At 62.1% G+C, this 18,972-nt stretch carries 16 protein-coding genes and 1 other RNA gene; 11 read left to right on the forward strand and 6 right to left on the reverse strand.

Translation table 11 applies throughout. The features are described from left to right. Nucleotides 1-83 precede the first annotated feature (83 nt). The gene (locus tag I5E68_RS05860) at nucleotides 84-1,094 is read right to left on the reverse strand and encodes a cation diffusion facilitator family transporter (protein WP_197161947.1); all 1,011 of its coding nucleotides are present in this window, start codon (nucleotides 1,092-1,094) and stop codon (nucleotides 84-86) included. A gap of 365 nt (nucleotides 1,095-1,459) precedes the next feature. On the opposite strand from I5E68_RS05860, the gene I5E68_RS05865 reads away from it, so the two are divergent. Further along, entirely contained in the window at nucleotides 1,460-3,946 is a 2,487-nt protein-coding gene (locus tag I5E68_RS05865; protein WP_197161950.1) for a TonB-dependent receptor, read from the forward strand. Nucleotides 3,947-4,141: 195 nt separating this feature from the next. Here the strand turns inward: I5E68_RS05865 and mtgA are convergent, their stop codons facing one another. The 3 genes from mtgA to I5E68_RS05880 all read right to left on the reverse strand — a co-directional run bounded on the left by mtgA (nucleotide 4,142) and on the right by I5E68_RS05880 (nucleotide 6,982). Continuing rightward, the gene (gene mtgA, locus I5E68_RS05870) at nucleotides 4,142-4,807 is read right to left on the reverse strand and encodes a monofunctional biosynthetic peptidoglycan transglycosylase (protein ID WP_197161953.1); all 666 of its coding nucleotides are present in this window, start codon (nucleotides 4,805-4,807) and stop codon (nucleotides 4,142-4,144) included. 228 nt (nucleotides 4,808-5,035) lie between these two features. Continuing rightward, nucleotides 5,036-5,947 (reverse strand): RNA polymerase sigma factor RpoH, encoded by a 912-nt coding sequence (gene rpoH / locus I5E68_RS05875; protein WP_197161956.1) that lies wholly within the window; start codon nucleotides 5,945-5,947, stop codon nucleotides 5,036-5,038. Between the two features lie 90 nt (nucleotides 5,948-6,037). Next, nucleotides 6,038-6,982: an RluA family pseudouridine synthase gene (locus tag I5E68_RS05880; RefSeq protein WP_197161959.1), complete on the reverse strand. Its 945-nt coding sequence runs from the start codon at nucleotides 6,980-6,982 to the stop codon at nucleotides 6,038-6,040. A gap of 18 nt (nucleotides 6,983-7,000) precedes the next feature. Between I5E68_RS05880 and I5E68_RS05885 the strand changes: the two genes are divergently transcribed. The 4 genes from I5E68_RS05885 (at nucleotide 7,001) to rnpB (ending at nucleotide 9,408) form a co-directional block, all read left to right on the forward strand. Then, nucleotides 7,001-7,393 carry a M67 family metallopeptidase gene (locus tag I5E68_RS05885; protein WP_197161962.1) on the forward strand — a complete coding sequence of 131 codons (393 nt, stop codon included), beginning with the start codon at nucleotides 7,001-7,003 and terminating at the stop codon, nucleotides 7,391-7,393. A 102-nt stretch (nucleotides 7,394-7,495) separates the two neighbouring features. Continuing rightward, nucleotides 7,496-8,152, forward strand: a complete 657-nt coding sequence (locus I5E68_RS05890) for a histidine phosphotransferase family protein (RefSeq protein ID WP_197161965.1) — start codon at nucleotides 7,496-7,498, stop codon at nucleotides 8,150-8,152. 68 nt (nucleotides 8,153-8,220) lie between these two features. After that, nucleotides 8,221-8,925 carry an N-acetylmuramoyl-L-alanine amidase gene (locus I5E68_RS05895; RefSeq protein WP_197161968.1) on the forward strand — a complete coding sequence of 235 codons (705 nt, stop codon included), beginning with the start codon at nucleotides 8,221-8,223 and terminating at the stop codon, nucleotides 8,923-8,925. A gap of 38 nt (nucleotides 8,926-8,963) precedes the next feature. Continuing rightward, an RNA gene (gene rnpB / locus I5E68_RS05900) (RNase P RNA component class A) lies at nucleotides 8,964-9,408 on the forward strand. A 60-nt stretch (nucleotides 9,409-9,468) separates the two neighbouring features. Here the strand turns inward: rnpB and I5E68_RS05905 are convergent. Beyond that, a complete protein-coding gene (locus I5E68_RS05905; protein WP_197161972.1) occupies nucleotides 9,469-10,269 on the reverse strand; it encodes a metallophosphoesterase family protein in 801 nt (266 codons plus the stop codon). A gap of 294 nt (nucleotides 10,270-10,563) precedes the next feature. Between I5E68_RS05905 and I5E68_RS05910 the strand changes: the two genes are divergently transcribed. The 6 genes from I5E68_RS05910 to I5E68_RS05935 all read left to right on the forward strand — a co-directional run bounded on the left by I5E68_RS05910 (nucleotide 10,564) and on the right by I5E68_RS05935 (nucleotide 17,526). After that, entirely contained in the window at nucleotides 10,564-10,995 is a 432-nt protein-coding gene (locus I5E68_RS05910) for a VOC family protein (RefSeq protein WP_197161975.1), read from the forward strand. A 314-nt stretch (nucleotides 10,996-11,309) separates the two neighbouring features. Then, on the forward strand, nucleotides 11,310-12,719 hold the full coding sequence (locus tag I5E68_RS05915) for a glycosyl transferase family protein (RefSeq protein ID WP_197161978.1): 1,410 nt from the start codon (nucleotides 11,310-11,312) through the stop codon (nucleotides 12,717-12,719). Then, complete coding sequence (locus I5E68_RS05920; protein ID WP_197161981.1) at nucleotides 12,716-14,002, forward strand: hypothetical protein; 1,287 nt, start codon at nucleotides 12,716-12,718, stop codon at nucleotides 14,000-14,002. Before I5E68_RS05915 ends, I5E68_RS05920 begins: the two co-directional genes overlap by 4 nt. Nucleotides 14,003-14,049: 47 nt before the next feature. After that, a complete protein-coding gene (locus I5E68_RS05925) occupies nucleotides 14,050-14,964 on the forward strand; it encodes a sulfite exporter TauE/SafE family protein (protein WP_197161984.1) in 915 nt (304 codons plus the stop codon). Beyond that, nucleotides 14,961-15,725 carry a TIGR02186 family protein gene (locus tag I5E68_RS05930; protein WP_197161987.1) on the forward strand — a complete coding sequence of 255 codons (765 nt, stop codon included), beginning with the start codon at nucleotides 14,961-14,963 and terminating at the stop codon, nucleotides 15,723-15,725. Before I5E68_RS05925 ends, I5E68_RS05930 begins: the two co-directional genes overlap by 4 nt. A 109-nt stretch (nucleotides 15,726-15,834) precedes the next feature. Then, a complete protein-coding gene (locus I5E68_RS05935) occupies nucleotides 15,835-17,526 on the forward strand; it encodes an ATP-binding protein (protein ID WP_228726847.1) in 1,692 nt (563 codons plus the stop codon). A 24-nt stretch (nucleotides 17,527-17,550) separates the two neighbouring features. On the opposite strand, the gene I5E68_RS05940 is transcribed toward I5E68_RS05935, so the two are convergent. Next, a complete protein-coding gene (locus I5E68_RS05940) occupies nucleotides 17,551-18,966 on the reverse strand; it encodes an MATE family efflux transporter (RefSeq protein ID WP_228726848.1) in 1,416 nt (471 codons plus the stop codon). Nucleotides 18,967-18,972: the final 6 nt, after the last annotated feature.

The following is an 18,972-nucleotide window of genomic DNA, read 5'->3' on the forward strand; positions in this document are numbered from 1 at the left end:
CTGTTCGGGATATTCGGACAGGCCCTTTTTCTTTGTCCGCGGTGCTGTTGAATACCGTGAGGGCCGCAGCGATGCGCCGGGCGTCAGACCACTGCGTCGCTCTCGAGCGCGCAACAGGCGGCAGGGTCGCTTTCAATCTGGATGGTGGGGTGGCCGATGTCGAAGCGCTCGGCGAGCAAGCCGGCGAGCTCTGCGAGAAAGGCATCGCCCGGGGAGCCATTTGGCATCACCAGATGCGCGGTGAGCGCAGTCTCGGTCGTGCTCATCGGCCAGATATGCAGGTCGTGAACGCGGGTGACCCCGGGCTGAGACTCCAGGAGTTCGCGAACGGCTCCGGCCTCGATGCTGTCGGGAACCGCCAACATGGCCATCTTCAGCGAATCGCGTAGCAGCCCCCAGCTCGACCAGGCGATGACCGCGGTGATGACCAGCGACGTGAGCGGATCGAGCAGGGCGAAGCCGGTCACGCTGATCGCCAGGCCAGCAACGACCACACCCGCCGAGACCGCAGCATCGGCCATGAGGTGGACGAAGGCGGCACGCAAGTTGAGGTCGCTCTTCGAGCCTTTGGCGAAGAGCATTGCGGAGAGTGCGTTGACGGCAATGCCTATGGCCGCGACGACCATCATCATCGTGCCCTCGACCGGAGCCGGGTCGGTGAGGCGGCGGATTGTTTCCACCAGAATGGCACCGATAGTGGCCCACAGCAGCGCGGCATTGGCGATCGCTGCGAGGATCGAGGAACTCTTGAGCCCATAGGTGAAGCGTTGTGAGGGTGGGCGCTTGGCAAGAACGTTGGCCGTCCAGGCCAGTATGAGCGAAAGCACGTCGCTCAGGTTGTGTCCGGCATCGGCCAGAAGCGCCATCGATCCGCCGATGACGCCGGCGGCCAGTTCGGCCAGAACGAAGGCTACGTTCAGTCCCACGGCAATTGCGAAGGCTCGTCCGACTTTGCCATCGGGGGGCGTTACATGGTGATGGTGGCCGTGATGACCGTGATGGCCGTGCTGATGCCCGTGGCCATGATGGTGGTCGTCCCGATCATTGGCTGTGCGATGCTGGCGGGAGGTCCCGGTCTCTGGTCGCGAATCCATGCGGGATGGTGTCGCAGCCGCTGCTCCAGGCATCAAGCTATGACGTAACATGTCATCGCCATTTCAATGCCTTGGCAATTTCCCGTACCCTTACGCAAGATTCGAGAAGGCTTGCGTAGTGATATTTCTGCCGCAGTGCACAATTACAACAGTCTTGCAAGGCTATGAAAAATAAGAAGAAAAATTTCGGATAACGGTAAAGTTCACGTTTGTGCCTTGAAATTGCTGGCCTGCGGGAACGGAATGAATCCCAACCGTCAGAAAGTTGTCATATGGCCCTGCGCATAGCGGCCGCAGCAAACCTGTGGCGGCTCTCTCCCGTCGCAAGTTGCATCCACCCAGTCTGAGATTTTCAGGGGGCCTAGATGAAGTTCCAGTCCATTCTTAACACCGCCACGAGCGCGCTCGCCGTCGGTACCGCATTCCTCGCCATTCCCGCCTTCGCGCAGTCGACCGCGTCGACCGAGTTCGAAGAAGGCGCCATCGTTGTCAGCGGCCTTCGCGAGACCGCAGTCGGCGGCATTGACATTCCCGAGACCCCGAAGGCCAAGGTTGCCATCACTCAGGAACTGATCGCGCGTCAGCAGGCGGGCCAGACGATCAACCAGACCCTGAACCTTGTTCCCGGCGTCAGCTTCACCAACAACGACCCCTGGGGCTCGCTGGGTGGCTCGTTCACCGTGCGCGGCTTCGGTGCAGATCGCGTTTCGCAGACGATTGACGGTATTCCGCTCAACGACTCCGGCAACTATGCCATGTACACCAACCAGATGGTGGACCCCGAGCTGATCTCGGCCGCGACCGTCAGTCTCGGTTCGACCGACGTCGACAGCCCGACCGCGTCGGCAGCGGGCGGTACGATCAACATCTCGACCAAGACCCCGGATGACGACTTCGGCGTCATGACCAGCATGTCGATGGGTGACGTGATCGCTCGCGGCAATGACGACAGCCGCCTGATGTATCGTGCTTTCGTCAAGATCGAGACCGGCGAGATCACGAATTTCGGTACGAAGGCCTGGATTTCCGCCTCGACGACCGAGAACAAGTCGACGTTCTCGAACTACGGCGGCGTCAACAAGCAGCAGTACAACGCCAAGATCTATCAGCCGATCGGCGACAATGGCGACTTCATCTCGGTTGCCGGGCACTACAACGAGAACCGTAACAATTTCAACGGTTCGCCATTTGGCTTCTACGGTGACCTGTCTGATTACGGGGTGCAGGAGCCTGGTGATCGCTTCTACGACTTGTACGACGGTACGCCCTGCACCACCGTCGAGGGCACCTTTGGGGTACAGGATAGCTACAACTCGTGCGGTACCCCGTTCGAGCGCCGTTACAACCCGTCGAACACCGGCAACATTCGCGTCCAGTCGCGTTTCACGCTGGCTGATGACCTGATCCTCAACGTTGAGCCGAGCTACCAGTACGTCAAGGCGAACGGTGGCGGCACCTCGGTGGGTTACGAAGGTCTTTCACCGGATGGTCTGACCGGCGGTTTCTACATGACCGATCCGAATAACCCGGCCCGTCCCACCCGTTCGACTCAGTACTACTACTTCGGTGGTACGGACCTCAATGGTGACGGCGACACGCTGGACTACGTGACCATCCTTTCGCCGAGCCAGACCCAGACGCGTCGTTTCGGCGTCATCGCCAACCTGACGTGGGACATCAGCGACAACAATCGCGTTCGTGTCGCCTACACGTTCGACCGTGCGCGTCACCGCCAGACCGGTACCGCAGGCTTCCTCAAGCCGAATGCCGAGCCCTACGACGTCTTCCCGATCAACGATCCGATCCTCGACGCCGATGGCATCGCGCCGCAGAAGCGCAACCGCAAGTCGATCGCGATGCTCAACCAGATTTCGGGCGAGTACCGCGGTTCGTTCATGGACGATTCGCTGATTGTCCAGTTGGGCGCGCGCATGCCGTTCTTCGAACGCGAACTGAACCAGTACTGCGTCACCACCGACACCGACGGCAATGTGAATTGTCCGAATGGCGGGGCCGCCATCGCACAGTACTTGGATCTCTACCCGGATAACGGCGCTCCGGGCAGCAAGACCATCAAGTACGACAAGCTGCTGCCCAACCTCGGTGTGACCTACAAGTTCACCCCGGAAGTCAGCGTTTTCGGTAGCTACGCAAAGAACCTCTCGGTTCCCGGTACCGATGCGCTCTACGGCACCTTCTATAGCAACAATCCGCCGGTCGCCGAGACTTCGGATGCTGTTGATCTGGGGCTTCGCTTCCAGTCGGGCAACATTCAGGCGCAGGTTTCGGGTTGGTACAACGGGTACAACAACCGCCTCGCCAGTGCCTACAACGCCGATTGCGATTGCACGATCACCCGTAACCTCGGCAAGGTCGAAACCTACGGCATTGATGGCAACGTCTCCTGGCGTCCGATCCCCGAAGTGCTGGTCTATGTCTTCGGTTCGTACCTGAAGTCGGAAATCCAGGACGACGTCGAGATCGGGGACGGTGAGTTTGCCGCCACCGCAGGCAAGCGCCAGTCGGGTGCTCCGAAGTATAGCTTCGGTGGACGCATCGAAGGTTCGCTCGGCCCCGTCGACCTTGGCGTACAGGCAAAGCGTACCGGTACGCGTTACCTGACCGACACCAACTCGATCAGCCTGCCGGGTTACACGGTCGTCGATCTCGACGCTCGTATCTCGCTCGCTGGCCTGAACCTCGACAAGTCGTACTTCCAGCTGAACCTCAACAACCTCTTCGACGAGGTTTACATCGGTTCGGCCTCGACCGGCCTGACCTCGCCTTCGAACAACTATGTGAACATCGGTTCGCCGCGTTCGATCATGGGCTCGTTCATCATGCAGTTCTGATCTTCAACGATCAGGCCGCATGGCACGAAAAAGAGGGGAGGGGCTTTCGGGCCTCTCCCCTTTTTCGTGTCGCAGGCCGACGTACAGGGATCTTGCCTGTCATTGTTACGTGCTCGCCCGGTTCGGGCTGCTCATCTTGGACCTTCCCCGTAAAGAAGATCGTGGACGAGGGCTCTCTTCCGGGGTCGCGGGAGACTACTGGTAGACGCAGGCGTCGTAGCCGCTCGCACGCACAGTGTTGATGCGTGCAGCGATGGTGCTGCCATAGCGGCGCACGAAACCATGTGGGTTCTTGACGCTACGGGTCTTGGGGCTGGGCAGGGCTGCTGCCATGCGCGCGGCCTCGAGCCGGCTCAGATTGGCCGCGGACTTGCCAAAGTAACGCTGGGCGCCTGCCTCGACGCCGTAGGTGCCGATCCCGGTCTCGGCGACATTGAGGTAGACCTCCATGATCCGCCGTTTGTCCCAGAGCGCCTCGACGAGGAAGGTGAACCAGACCTCGAGGCCCTTTCGCAGGTAGCGCGTCCAGCCCTCGCCCTGCCACAGGAATACGTTCTTGGCGGTCTGCTGACTGATCGTTGAGCCACCGCGAAGGCGTCCACCTTCGGCATTGCGCTTCATCGCGCTTTCGATGGCATCGCTGTCGAAACCGTCGTGACTGCAGAACTTTGAATCTTCCGCTCCGATTGCAGCGGCGACCATGTTGCGATCGATGTTCTCGAGCGGCTCCCAATCCTTGGTGATACCGTTGGCATCGGTGATCATCGTGACCGTCACGGGTGGCGGCACGACCCGATATAGCGCGGTTATCGCGACGCTGAGAACGACGAACCAGATTACGATCTTGGCGACGAGGCGCATGGGCAGCTTGGCTCCGGGGAGGGTGTAACGGATGCGGAGGCCTTGTGCCCCCTTGGGCGATCTAGACCGATCCCGGGGACCTGCGCCAGACCCGCCAATTAGAGAAATGGTGTCGAGACATGAAAAAGGCCGGAGCACCTAACGGTGGTCCGGCCTTTTTCAATTTTGTTCGGCCTGAAGGCTCAAGAACGGCGGCGAAGCGGCAATGCTCGCTCAGGCGCCGCTCAATCAGGCCGCGCTGGGCAGCTTGCGGTCCGTGGCGATACGATTCATGGCCTTTTGCAGCTTTTCGAAGGCGCGAACCTCGATTTGGCGCACGCGTTCGCGGCTGACCGAATAGACTTGGCTGAGTTCCTCGAGGGTCTTGGGATCCTCGCTCAGGCGACGCTCGGTAAGAATGTCGCGCTCACGGTCGTTGAGCGAGTCCATCGCTTCGACGAGCATGTCGTGACGGACGGTCTTTTCCTCGGCCTCGGCGACGATCTCGTCCTGCAGCGGCTTTTCATCCTGCAGGATGTCCATCCACTGGCCTTCGCCTTCCTCACGCAGCGAGACGTTGAGCGAGGCATCGCCGCCCATCATCATGCGCCGGTTCATGTTGACGACTTCCTGTTCCGATACGCCCAGCGTGGTCGCGATCTTCGCGACATCGTCGGGGTGCAGGTCGGAGTCCTCGTAGGCGTCGAGGTTCTTCTTCATCCGGCGCAGGTTGAAGAACAGCTTCTTCTGCGCGGCGGTGGTGCCCATCTTGACGAGGCTCCACGAGCGCAGGATGAATTCCTGGATCGAGGCCTTGATCCACCACATCGCATAAGTCGCGAGGCGGAAACCCCTGTCGGGCTCGAACTTCTTCACGCCCTGCATCAGACCGATGTTACCCTCGGAGATCAGCTCGGAAACCGGCAGGCCGTAGCCGCGGTAGCCCATTGCGATCTTGGCGACGAGGCGCAGGTGGCTGGTGACGAGCTGCGCCGCCGCGTCCGGATCCTCGTGTTCCTTGTAGCGCTTGGCGAGCATGTATTCCTGCTCGGGAGCCAAGACGGGGAACTTGCGAATCTCGGACAGGTAGCGGTTGAGGCTCTGCTCGCCGCCAAGGGCGGGGATCGCCGGAAGGTTGCGTTGCTTTGTGCTCACTATCATCCGTCCTTTCTAGGTCGGCACACGGTCAAAGACCCTTAAGAGGCGTCTTAGCTTGCGGCCACCTGTTCATCATAGCACACGAATCCGATTTCAGAGTCGCAATTCATCGATCAGAGTGGCCATATCGTCGGGCAATCTGCTCTCGAAGTGGACCTTCTCTCCTGTAACGGGATGGAGGAAACCGAGTTCCGCAGCGTGGAGCGCCTGACGCGAAAAATCGAGTCGCTGGAGGAGAGGCTTGAGCGGCTTGGGTGTGCGTCCATATACAGGATCCCCCAATAGCGCATGGCCGATTGACGACATGTGAACACGTACCTGGTGAGTGCGACCCGTCTCCAGCCGACACTCGACGAGGCTGGCATGAGCGAGCGGTTCGAGCGTGCGGTAATGGGTCGTCGCGTGCTTGCCGCGACCATCCTCGACGATGGCCATCTTCTTGCGGTTGACGTTCGAGCGGCCGATCGCGCCGGTCACGGTTCCGGCCAGGGGATTGGGACGTCCGCCCACGACCGCGCGGTAGGCGCGTTCGATCGAGTGGTCGGCGAACTGGGCTGCCAGGCCTTCATGCGCCGCGTCTGTCTTGGCCACCACGAGTAGCCCGGAGGTGTCCTTGTCGATGCGGTGGACGATGCCCGGCCGCGCCACGCCGCCGATCCCGGAAAGCTGGCCGCGGCAATGGTGGAGCAAGGCATTGACGAGGGTCCCATCGGGATTGCCGGCTGCGGGATGGACGACGAGCCCTGCGGGCTTGTCGACGACGATGAGGTCGGCGTCCTCGTAGATGACGGCGAGGGCGATATCCTGCGCGATGGCTTCAGCAGGTGCGGCTTCGGGGACCGCGATTGCGAATGCAGTGCCCGGCGCGACTTTGACGGAGCCTTGCGTGACGGGCTTGCCATCGAGCGTCACGCGACCTTCCGCGAGCAACGCCTTGACGCGTTCGCGCGAAAGATCGCTCGCCTCCGCAAGCGCCTTGTCGATCCGGCCACCAGCCGGGCCGATCGTTCCTTCGATGATCTTTGCCGAAGCCCCCATTGCCGCTAGCATTTGGGGATGGAAGTTGAAGTCACAAGGGCCGTTCTGGATTCTCTTCGCGAAGAAGCGCGCAAGGCCCATCCCGAGGAGTGTTGTGGATTGCTGCTCGGCGGGCGCGAAGGCCTGATCGACCGCTTCCGCGCGGCGGCGAATCTGGCGAAGGTGCCGGAGCGCTTCTTCGAGATCGATCCTGCGGTTCTGCTGGCCGCGCACCGAGAGGCGCGCGAGGGTGGCGTGCAGGTGCAGGGCTACTATCACTCGCATCCTCAGGGACTTGCGCGGCCGTCCACCACGGATCAGGAACATTCCACCGGCGATTTGCGGATTTGGGCAATCATTGCGCGCGATGATGTTGCTTTCTGGCGTGATCGCGGGAATGGGTTTGACGAAGTTGCCTGCCGCGTGGTGTGAAGGGGCTTAACTAACCCGTCGACATCATCCTGCGCCGGACCATGTACAATACCCCGGGGGCGCATGCCTGACGGGCTGAACGAGAACGGAAAGAACCGATCCATGACGACGAGTTCGCTCGACCTCGCAAGTCTCCTGTGTTCGCGCCTGTGCCATGACATGCTCAGCCCGGTCGGCGCACTGTCGAACGGGCTGGAGCTCCTCGCGGACGAGAACGATCCCGAAATGCGCCAGCGCTGTTTCGAGCTGTTGGAGCAGAGCGCGCGCATCTCGACCGAGAAGCTCAAGTTCTTTCGTCTCGCCTTCGGAGCGGCAGGCGGTTTCGGTGAGCGCATCGCGGTCGGCGAGGCAAAGGTTCTGGTCGATGCGCTGGTCGCCAACAATGCGCGCATCACGGTGAACTGGTCGATCGGAAGCGACGTACTGCCCAAGTCCGCGATCAAGACCCTGCTCAACTTCGCGCTGATGGCGATCGAGGCACTCCCGCGTGGTGGGACGCTCGATCTCGCTGCGGAGCTGCGTACCGAGCAGATCGGGGACGGCACGGCGGAACTGGTTGTGCGCGCGGCCGGCCCACGCATCGCCTTCGACCGCGATATCGGTCGTGCGCTGGAGGGAACAATGCCTGAAAGCGAGCTTTCCAGTCGTACCGCGCCCGCGGCCATGCTCAACCAGCTTGCCAATGACGTGGGCGGGCAGTTGCAGTTCATGCTCGAAGACAATGCGCTGGTGCTTGGCGCGGTCCTGCCAGGAGCCTGACGGCGAATAGATCGAGACGCGTGTTCCGGCGCAATACGACTGTGCGCCAAGCAAGAGGATAGCGGACGATGAACCGGTGGCTGGTCAATCATCTCGTGGACTCGCCAAACTGGAACGCTCGCAAGCGACCGGTCTCGATGGTCGTCTTGCATTATACCGGCATGAAGACCGCTGCTGACGCCCTTGAGCGTATGTGCGATCCTGCCGCCGAGGTTTCGGCCCATTACATGATCGACGAGGAGGGCATCGTCACTCGTCTCGTCCCCGAGGAGAAGCGTGCCTGGCATGCAGGACGATCTTATTGGCGCGGCGAGAGCGACGTAAACTCGGCCTCGATCGGGATCGAACTGGTCAATCCCGGTCACGAATGGGGCTATCGTGCCTTTCCCGAAGCGCAGATGGATGCCTTGCTGCCGCTGCTTGCTGACATTCTCGATCGCCACGATATCCCGCGCGCCAATGTCGTGGGGCATTCCGATATCGCGCCCGCGCGCAAACAGGACCCGGGTGAGCTTTTTGACTGGGGCCGGCTGGCCCGGCTCGGCCTTGCGCTCGATACGCCGCGTGCGAAGATGAACCTGTTCTACGACAACCCGGGCAAGTTCTACCTCGCGCTCGAACGGTTCGGCTATGACATTTCCGACGGACGCGCAGCCGTTGCCGCCTTCCAGCGGCGCTGGCGGCCGGGGCTGATCGACGGGGAGATCGACGGCGAACTCGGCGGCATCCTCTTCGAGCTTCTGCTCGAGCGCGATACCGGTCGCGCGCGGTAAGCTTCCCTTTTGCAATTTTCCTGCTAGTGCACGCAGCGCCGGGGAGCCGGGCAGCCGCGTCATGGTCTACCCATGCCGAGGAAAGTCCGGGCTCCGCGAAACGAAGGTGGCGGGTAACGCCCGCCGGACGAGTGGGGCTTCCAGGCCTCGCGAAGTTCAGGGAAAGTGCCACAGAGAGCAGACCGCCGATGGTGCCTTCGGGTTCACAGGCAAGGCTGAAAGGGTGCGGTAAGAGCGCACCGCGCTTCCGGTAACGGACAGCGGCAAGGCAAACCCCACCTGGAGCAAGACCGAATAGGGGCTGCGCGCCATCTTGAATGGCGGGTCTGTTTCGGACCCAGGCAGCCCGGGTTGGTTGCTTGAGCGCCATGGCAACATGTCGCCAAGAGGAATGGCTGCCACCTGGCGTAAGGTCCCCCGTTCAAGGCAACTTGGGGGAGACCACGCCCGGTACAGAACCCGGCTTACAGGCTCCCCGGCATTTCAAGGCCGCGCTTATCAGGCGAGCGCAATCTTCCAGCAGGATGGCGCTCGACCCTGCGCTCAGGCAATTTCTTCCAGGGCGCCCGGCTGCGTACTGGAATCCTCGTGCGCCTGCACGAACCACTGTTCGGTTCCCTGCAGCCCGATCGCGGTCAAGGTGCCGTGGACGTATGCTCCGGTGTCGATGCCAATACGGTTAGGGCGGCGATCGGGCTCGGTCGTTATCGTGTGGCCGTGCACGACGAAGGCGCCAAAATCGCCATCGTGGCTGAGAAAGGGCTCCCGGATCCAGCGGCAGTCGCGCCCCAGCTGCATGTCGATAGGTGTTTCGGGGCGCAGGCCGGCATGGACGAAGACATAGTCGCCGATGCGTACGAGCTTCTTGAATTCGCGGATAAAATCGAAATCAGCCACGGGGATCGTGCGGTTCATCAAGGCTTGCACCTCCTCGCTGGACAACGCGGCGATGTCTTCGGGAGGTACACCATAGGACGCAATCGTCTCGAGCCCGCCGAAGCGCAGGAAGCTGCGCAACGCATTGACGTCGGACCGGCTCGAAAGGAGCATTTCCTCGTGGTTGCCCTGGAGAATCTCAACCATGCGGGTCTCGCTGAGCTTGCGGGCGAGGTCGATGACGCCTGCGCTGTCGGGCCCGCGATCGATGAGATCACCGAGTAGTATCAGAGTGGTTCGAGCTTTGCCGCGGGCCTGCTCGTCACGTTCGATCTGCGAGATCAGGCGCTCGAAAAGGTCGAGCCGCCCATGGATGTCGCCGATAGCGTAGATGCGCTCTCCGGCAGGGGCCGAAGGTTGTGTTGCGACTTTGGGCCGCGCGAAAAGGTCTTTGAGGATTCCCAACATTATATTCCGGTTTTATAGGTTCGCCGCGAGCGGCAGGCAAGCGCGGGCGATACCGTTCCGGCGCTGTTGCTGCCCGCATTGTCTCGCATGGCGAACCTTTACCTTTGGTTTAGAAATCCTTGCACAGTGCATCTGTGGACCTATCTCATGCCCGGAATTTCTGCCCATGCCGGGCTGGAACAGCAGGGCGAGCACTTGCAGGGGGGGCGATGGCGCTCATTGAGTAAGCTATGACCCCGGCAACTTATTCCAAAGGCGGCTTCGACGCCGCTGCATGACGAGCGAGGACTATTCGTGACCAGATACCTTCACACCATGATCCGTGTTACCGATCCCCAGGCGACGATCGACTTTTTCAACCTGATTGGCCTCAAGGAGACTCGCCGCTTCGATAGTGAGCAAGGGCGCTTCACGTTGATCTACCTTGCCGCGCCAGGCCAGGAGGACGCCGAAGTCGAGCTGACCTACAACTGGCCGGGCGAGGACGGCGCAGGCGAGACCTATGAAGGCGGTCGCAACTTCGGTCATCTCGCGTTCGAGGTCGAAGATATCTATGCAACGTGTCAGACACTGGCAGCCGCCGGCGTGACGATCAATCGTCCCCCGCGTGACGGGCACATGGCCTTTGTGAAGACGCCGGACGGGATCTCTGTAGAATTGCTTCAGAACGGGAAGCTCGAGCCTGCCGAGCCCTGGGCCAGCATGGGCAATACCGGCTCCTGGTAATCGAGCGGGTCTAAGTTCGCCTTGGCGTAACCCGGCCCATCGACGGAACGCATTGTGACGGCACCGCCTAGGCGGTGCCGTTTTGCGTAGGAGAACCGCGATCTGATCAAACGTGCTGCGGCGCAACTTAACATCAATTAAGTTATTGAAAATATCTGGATGTTTCCGATCCGCCATGTTCCTATTGGATGGTTAGGTGTTCATCTGGCTCTTCTTCTTGAGGGCTGTATTGGATCTGCAGAGAAATAAGGTCGACTGTATTTCGATATATTATTTCGAGCTGTGGGTTTGTGGGGTGGCGGGGCCTTGGTGCGATGACAATGCTCGATCCTGTCTTGGTCTGGCTTCTCGCGGTAGAGCATGAACTGCTGTTGTTTGCTGCGTTCTGGTTCCTGGCCGGTACGCTTGACGATGTCGGTGTGGACCTGGTGTGGATCTGGCTGAAGCTGACTGGGCGCGCAGGCGTGAGCAGGGTGAGCGACAAGCAGGCTGCTGCGCCGCTTTCATCGCCTGCAGCAGTACTGATTGCGGCCTGGCAGGAAGCCGAGGTCATAGGCCATACCATCCGCCATGCCCTGTCGGCATGGCATCAGCGCGATTTCACCTTGTACATAGGGTGTTACCGCAATGATGGAGCGACCGTCGCTTCCGTCATTGCCGCTGCCAGCGGCGACCCCCGTGTCAGGCTCGTCATTCACGAAAAGCCCGGCCCCACGACGAAGGCCGATTGCCTCAACCGTCTCTATCGGGCCGTGCGTGACGAGGATCGTCGGCGCAGCATGCGCAGCCGTTTTATCCTGATGCACGATTCTGAAGACATGGTTCACCCTGCTGAACTGGCGGTAATCGATGCCGCGATCGATACGTGCGACTATGTGCAATTGCCGGTCCGCCCCGAACCGCAGCCGCGCTCGCGCTGGGTTGCAGGGCATTACACCGATGAATTCACCGAGGCCCACGCCAAGGTCCTGGTCGTGCGCGATGCGCTGGGTGCAGGCATTCCGGCAGCCGGGGTCGGCTGCGGATTTGCCTGCGAGATGCTCGAGCGCATTGCCCGGCGTCGCGCGCTTGAGGGTGGCGAGGGACCATTCGCCAGCGAATGCCTGACCGAGGACTACGAATTAGGACTGCTCGTCTGGCGTGAGGGTGGTCGCTCTCGATACTTGCGCCTTCGTGACGAACAGGGGCGTCTTGTCGCGACGCGCGCTTACTTTCCGGCCAGCCTCGATGCCTCGGTCAGACAGAAGACCCGTTGGATTCTTGGCATCGCCTTTCAGGGCTGGGACAGTCTGGGTTGGGGCAACCGTCTCGCCGACTGGTGGATGGTACTGCGCGATCGACGCGGACCGCTGGCTGCATTCGTGTTCGCCTGTGCCTATGGACTGCTGGTGCTCGAGGGACTACTGGGAGGCTTGCGCATCTTTGGCTTGGTGCAGGCGAGTGTTTTTTCGCCGGTACTGGAAGCGATGCTGATCGCCTGCTGGGCGAGCCTTGTGTGGCGCATGGCAAATCGGTTTGCCTTTACCGCGCACGAATATGGTTTGCGCGAAGGGCTTCGTTCCATCCCGCGCGGGCCGGTCGCCAACATTATCGCGATCATGGCAGGATACCGAGCCCTTGCGCGCTACCTGCATAGCCTGGCCGGTGGCAGCGTGACCTGGGACAAGACCAGTCACGATAATCATCCGGCCGTGCCCGACATTTCTGCGCAGCTGCCGGCATGAGCGCGACCTTGCGAGTGCGCGGCCAGCCGCTGGTTGCCTTTCTCGCGGTTCTTGCCGGCTGGCTGGGTGGGCGGTTGATCAATTGGGAGCCACCATTGCTGGCGACTTCCAGCGCCGCCGAAATCGCAGCGGCCGGTGCGCCTCGAGGCCTTAGCCGGGGGGATGATAAGTTAACCGTGCCGCCTGTGCTGGCCGACGGTTTGCCAGGGCGGGGTGTCGGCACGGCTACTGGCGATGACTTGGAGGGGGCATTGGTCGATCCGAGCGCCGTTGCGGACCTGCTTTCGCATTACGATCTGGATGTAGGCGGACGAATCACCGTCCCGCTGGACTGGTTGCTTGAGGTTCTGGTGAGGCGCCAGCCCCTAGTGCCGTCAGCAACTGAGGCAGGCGCTGTTCGCCCGGCGTTGCCCATGGCGTTGTCAGCTCCTTCAAGTGAAGGGGCTATCGCCGATGGTCGCTCTCGCCTTGGTGAAAATCGAGACTCTGTCCAGGCTTTCGATGTGCCCGTAGAAGTGGCTGCCGGTTTCCCGGAAAGCCCTGGGATGCCGGCAGGTTTTGCGCCTGGTGCCAGTCGCCGCAGCCAAAAGAAGGACGATGGCGCAGGGGCGGCATTGTCGCGCTCCCGGCGCTGGTCTGGAGACGCATGGGCCCTGCTACGAAGCGGAACGGGAGGGGCGATCTCGCCCGGAGCCTTGCCTGCGACCTATGGGGCGAGCCAGGCTGGTGCAGTGCTGCGCTATGGATTGGCACAAGGCAATCCGCTTGCACCTGCCGCCTATTTGCGCACGACCTCGACGCTGGGTGGAATGAGCGAGACCGCTGCAGCGTTGGGGCTGTCTGCCAAGCCGCTGCCCAAGGTTCCTGCGACCCTAGCCATGGAGGTGCGCGTGACTGAGCAGTCGGGCAAAAGGCGCGTTCAGCCTGCTGCCATGGTGGTAAGCCAGCTGCCTCCCATCTCGCTGCCGCTCGATGGGCAATTGGAGGCCTATGCACAGGCAGGCTACGTCGCCGGGAGGTTCTCAACCCCATTCCTTGACGGTCAGTTACGCACCGATCGCGAAGTGCTGCGTTTGGACCGTATCTCTGCCCGGCTTGGCGCAGGGCTCTGGGGGGGGGCGCAGAAGGGGGCGGCCCGGCTCGATGCGGGGCCTTCGGCCTCGGTCACGATGCCGCTTGCAAAGGGCACTTATGGCAGGCTTGGGCTGGACTGGCGCTTCAGGATCGCGGGCGAGGCGCAACCGGACACGGGGCCAGCGCTTACTCTTTCTGCAGGTTTCTGAATCGCGGCTTTTCTCGGACGCGATGCTGCGGTAGCGAGAAATGCGAAATGGACGTCTACCTTCCCATCGCGAACCTCTCGGTCAATGGTCTGATCATCGTCGGTCTGGGCGCGCTGACCGGCGTCCTTTCGGGTATGTTCGGGGTCGGCGGCGGCTTTCTCACCACTCCGCTTATGATTTTCTACGGAATCCCGCCAACGGTTGCGGCGGCGTCGGCCGCGAGTCAGGTCACTGGCGCCAGCGTTTCGGGTGTCTTCTTCCAGTCGCGTCGAGGCGGGGTCGACTACCAGATGGGCACGGTCATGGTCGCGGGCGGCATCGTCGGTACCGGGATCGGGGCCCTGCTGTTCCGGTTGCTCGAACGCATCGGTCAGATCGACACCGTTATCTCCATTCTCTACGTGGTGCTGCTGGGCTCGATTGGGAGCCTGATGGCGAAGGAAAGCATCCAGGCAATCCGTGCGGAACGCAGCGGCGAGAAGCTCGTGGCCAAGAAGCGTCGGCATCACCCGATGGTGGCCAGCCTGCCGATGCGTTGGCGTTTCTATCGCTCGGGTCTTTATATCTCCCCGCTCGCGCCACTCCTATTGGGCATGTGCGTAGGCATCCTGACGATGTTGATGGGCATCGGCGGTGGGTTCATCCTCGTGCCGGCCATGCTCTACATCCTGGGAATGAGCGCCAATGTCGTTGTCGGCACCAGCTTGTGGCAAATCTTGTTCACCACGATCGCGACAACCATGATGCATGCCCTGACGACCCATGCAGTCGATATCGTGCTGGCCTCGCTGTTGCTGTTCGGCTCGGTGACGGGCGCGCAAGTCGGTTCCCAGTTCGCGCAGAAAGCCAGTCCGGTGCGGCTGCGCTTGATTCTCGCAGTGATCGTCCTGCTGGTCGCGGCTCGCATGGCTTTGGGGCTGACCTACAATCCCGCTGACATCTACACTGTTGCGCCACTATGAGGGCGATTGCTTCCCTCGTTTTTGCCGCGGTGGCTGTGCTCATGCTGGGCGGCGCGCGCGATCCTATTCTCGTGCCCGAAGTCTCTCAGCACGAGATCAACCTGCAGCAAGGCTTCAATGGCACCGATCTGCTGCTGTTTGGTGCGATCCTGACGCCAGAGGGTTCGCGAGCGGCGCAGGACTACGATATTGTCGTCGTCCTGAAGGGACCGACGCAGTCGATCGTGCTGCGTGAGAAACAGAAGGTCGCCGGGATCTGGGTCAATGCGTCGAGCACCGAACTGCGCTCGGCACCCTCCTATTACGCTATCGCCTCGACCAAGCCGATCGCCGACATCGTCGACGAGAAGACTGCCGCTATCTATGAGCTTGGCCTGAAGTGGCTGCAGCTTTCGCCGATCGGCGCAATCGATCCCGAGGAGCAGGTCCGCTTTGCTGGCGGCCTCGTCGAGCGAAATCGCAAGGCGGGTCTTTACCGCGAGGACGAAGGCGGTGTCTCGGTCAGCGAACAGGTTCTGTATCAGGCCCGTATCCGTCTTCCCTCTCAGGTCCCGACCGGCGTCTATACCGCAGAGACTTTCGCCATCACGGACGGTCGGGTCGTCGCATCCGCCAGTAGCCAGGTCGAGGTGCGCAAGCTCGGTCTCGAACGCGCGATTGCCAACTTTTCCGAGAATTACGGCTTTGCCTATGGGCTTCTGGCAGTTTTCGTGTCGGTAGGAATGGGCTGGCTGGCCGGGCGGCTTTTTGCCTTGGGCTGACCTGAGCCGCGCGCTTCTTCGCTATATTTGCGCACCAAGCTTAGCTTAAAATTAACTGCGCCACTCCTACCCTGGGTCTCCAAGGGCAATGCAGTCAGTTCGGTGACCAATGAATCAGATGGGAATGGGCGCTTTCGGAACCACGGCTTCGGCTGGCAGGGGCGAGGCTGACGCAGCGCATGGAACGGAGCGAGGCTCTTCGTGGCGCGAACCGATCGGTATCGTGCTCGAAATCGGCGGCTCTGGCAGTCGCATCGCCTTCGACCTTGGCCGTCTCAACGAGATTTCGAGCGATTCCGACCCTTCGGTTGCGCTCTCCGGCCAGGTCGGCAGCCAGGTCAAGGTGCGCGTCGGCAACGGCTGGCTTCTGGCGAGCGTGCGTAACCAGAAGCAGGCCAACGACGTGCCGGGCGGCATGGTTGCAGAAGTCGACTTCCTCGGTGAGGGCGACGAGGAACGCCTCACCGGACGTATCCACGGCTTCCGCCGTGGTGTCACGCTCTACCCGATTCCGGGCGCACTGGTTTACCCCGCGACCAGCGAGGATCTGAGCCAGATCTACGCCAGCGACGGGCGTGCCAGCATCTCGGTGGGCAAGGTCTTCCCGACCAAGGACATCCGCGCGGGCCTCTACGTCGATGCGCTGCTGGGCAAGCACTTCGCACTGCTCGGCTCCACCGGTACCGGCAAGTCGACCAGCGCTGCGCTGATCCTGCATCGTATCTGCGAGCACGCGCCCGAGGGGCACGTGATCATGATCGACCCGCACGGCGAATATTCCTCGGCCTTTCGCAGCACCGGCATGTTGCTCGACGTGACCAACCTGCAGATGCCGTACTGGCTGATGAACTTCGAGGAGCACTGCGAGATCCTGCTCACCTCGCGCGGGGACGATCGCCAGCTCGATTCCGAGATCCTGGGCAAGTGTCTGCTCGAGGCCCGTTCGAAGAACCGGCTGGCAGAGCAGATCGGCAAGATCACGGTCGACTCGCCGATTCCCTACCTGCTCTCCGACCTTTCGGCGTCGCTCGCCAACGCCATGGGCAAGCTCGACAAGGGCCACTCCAGCGCGCCTTACATGCGCATCCGCAACCGGCTGGACGAGCTCAAGGGTGACCCGCGTTACCAGTTCATGTTCTCGGGGATGCTTGTTGGCGACACCATGGCCGACTTCATCACCCGCATCTTCCGCCTGCCTTCGAACGGACGCCCGATCTCGATTATCGACGTCTCGGGCGTGCCGACCGAGATCACCAGCACGGTGGTCGCGGTGCTCTCGCGCCTGGTCTTCGACTTCGCAGTCTGGGGCCGCGAGGAGCAAACCCGCCCGATCCTGCTGGTCTGCGAGGAAGCCCACCGCTACGTGCCGAGCGAGAAGCATGCCGACGGCTCTTCGGTTGGCCGTATCCTTTCGCGCATCGCCAAGGAGGGCCGTAAGTACGGCATCTCGCTCGGCCTCATCACCCAGCGACCCTCCGACCTTGCCGAGGGCGTGCTCTCGCAGTGCGGCACGATCATCTCGATGCGCCTCAACAACGACCGCGACCAGGCCTTCGTGCGCGCTGCCATGCCCGAGGGCGCACGCGGGTTCCTCGACTCGATCCCGGCGCTGCGCAACCGCGAGTGCATCATCTGCGGCGAGGGTACCGCGATCCCGATGCGCGTGCGCTTCGACGATCTCGAGGAATACAAGCGTCCGGCCTCGGCCGACCCCTCGTTCTCGCAGTTGTGGAGCCATGCTGGCGGCGAGGAAGAGCAGGTCCACCGCACCGTCCAGCGCTGGCGCACGCAGGGGCGCTGACAGCGCCCCGCGCGGCCCGGCCGGTCAGTCGACCATGCGCCACTTCGCAAGGTAGAAGTACGCGTAGGTCAGGCCGACCGTCACCACCGATCCCACCGGAAACGACCACCAGACCGCGTCGCCGCCGAGCCTCGGGTACATTAGGTAGTAGAACCCGAAACGGCCGGGGAACAGACCGATGAACATGATCACCAGCGGCATGAAGACCACGCCATAGGCGCGGAAGGTGCCCTGCAGGATCATCGTCACCGAGACGATCACGAAGCTGGCGGTGCATACCAACTGGATGTGCTGCGCGATCGGCATCGCCGGGCTGTCCCCGCCGAGGAACAGCGCGAGCAGCGGACGGTCGAAGCCGACGATCAGGGCTGCGAGCGCGGTCGTCAGCGCGAGGTTGGTGATCATGCCGACGCGAGTGACCTCGTCCACGCGGGCATGGTCGTGCGCGCCGATCGACTGGGCGACCATGGCGCTGACCGCCGTGCCCATCGCGAAGGGGGGCATCTGCAGGTAGTTCCAAAGTTGCAGCGATGCGCCGTAGGCGGCCGAAGCGTTGAGGCCCTCGCGGTTGACGAGGCCGATCATGATCAGGCCGGCTGAGGAGACGAGCAGCATCTGCGCGCCCATCGGCAGGCCCTTGGTGACGATGAAGGCGAGTTCGTCGGACTTGGGCAGAAGATAGCGCAGTTCCTCGCCGCGCAGGCGCATCGGCAGGTTCTGGCGGTAGATGCGCCAGACCTGGAAGACGAGGCCGCCGAAGTTGGCGATTGCCGTGGCGACGGCCGAGCCTGCGATACCCATGCCAGGCACCGGCCCGGCGCCCATGATCAGCAGCGGGTTGAGCGCGATGTCGAGCAGCACGGTCATGATCATGGCGTAGAGCGGGGTGCGCGAATCGCCCGCGCCGCGCATGCCCATCGAGACCATCATCGAGACCGAGCCGAAGGGCAGGGTGACGAAGATCACCTTGAGGTAGGCGAGCGCCTGGAACTTGCTCTCGCCCGGCGTTCCCATCGCGTCGAGCAGGGGCTCGGCGAAGAACCAGCCGGCGATGCCGACAAGCGCGGCGACGAGGCTGCAGAAGCCAACCCCGCTGCCGAAGGTGCGCCGCGCGGCATCGAGGTCGCGCGCGCCGAAGCTCTGTCCGACACGCACCGTGGTCGCCATCGAGAAGCCGAAGACCGCGGCAAAGAGCAGGAACATGATGACGTTGGCATTCGCGGTCGCGGCCAGCGCGCTCTCGCCGATCAGCCGCCCGACCCAGATCGCGTTGATCGATCCGTTGAGCGTCTGGAGGACGTTCGAGATCAGCATCGGGATCGAGAAGAGCATCAGCGTCTTGAGGATCGGACCGCTGGTGAGGTCGCCCTGCATCGGTGCGGGCCGTTCCATTTCGGCCGGTTCCATCTCGCCCTCAGGGATCGGCGATGCTTCGTTCATGTGTCC

It is taken from the genome of Novosphingobium aureum (genome assembly GCF_015865035.1).
In the GTDB taxonomy this organism is placed as follows: Bacteria; Pseudomonadota; Alphaproteobacteria; order Sphingomonadales; family Sphingomonadaceae; genus Novosphingobium; species Novosphingobium aureum.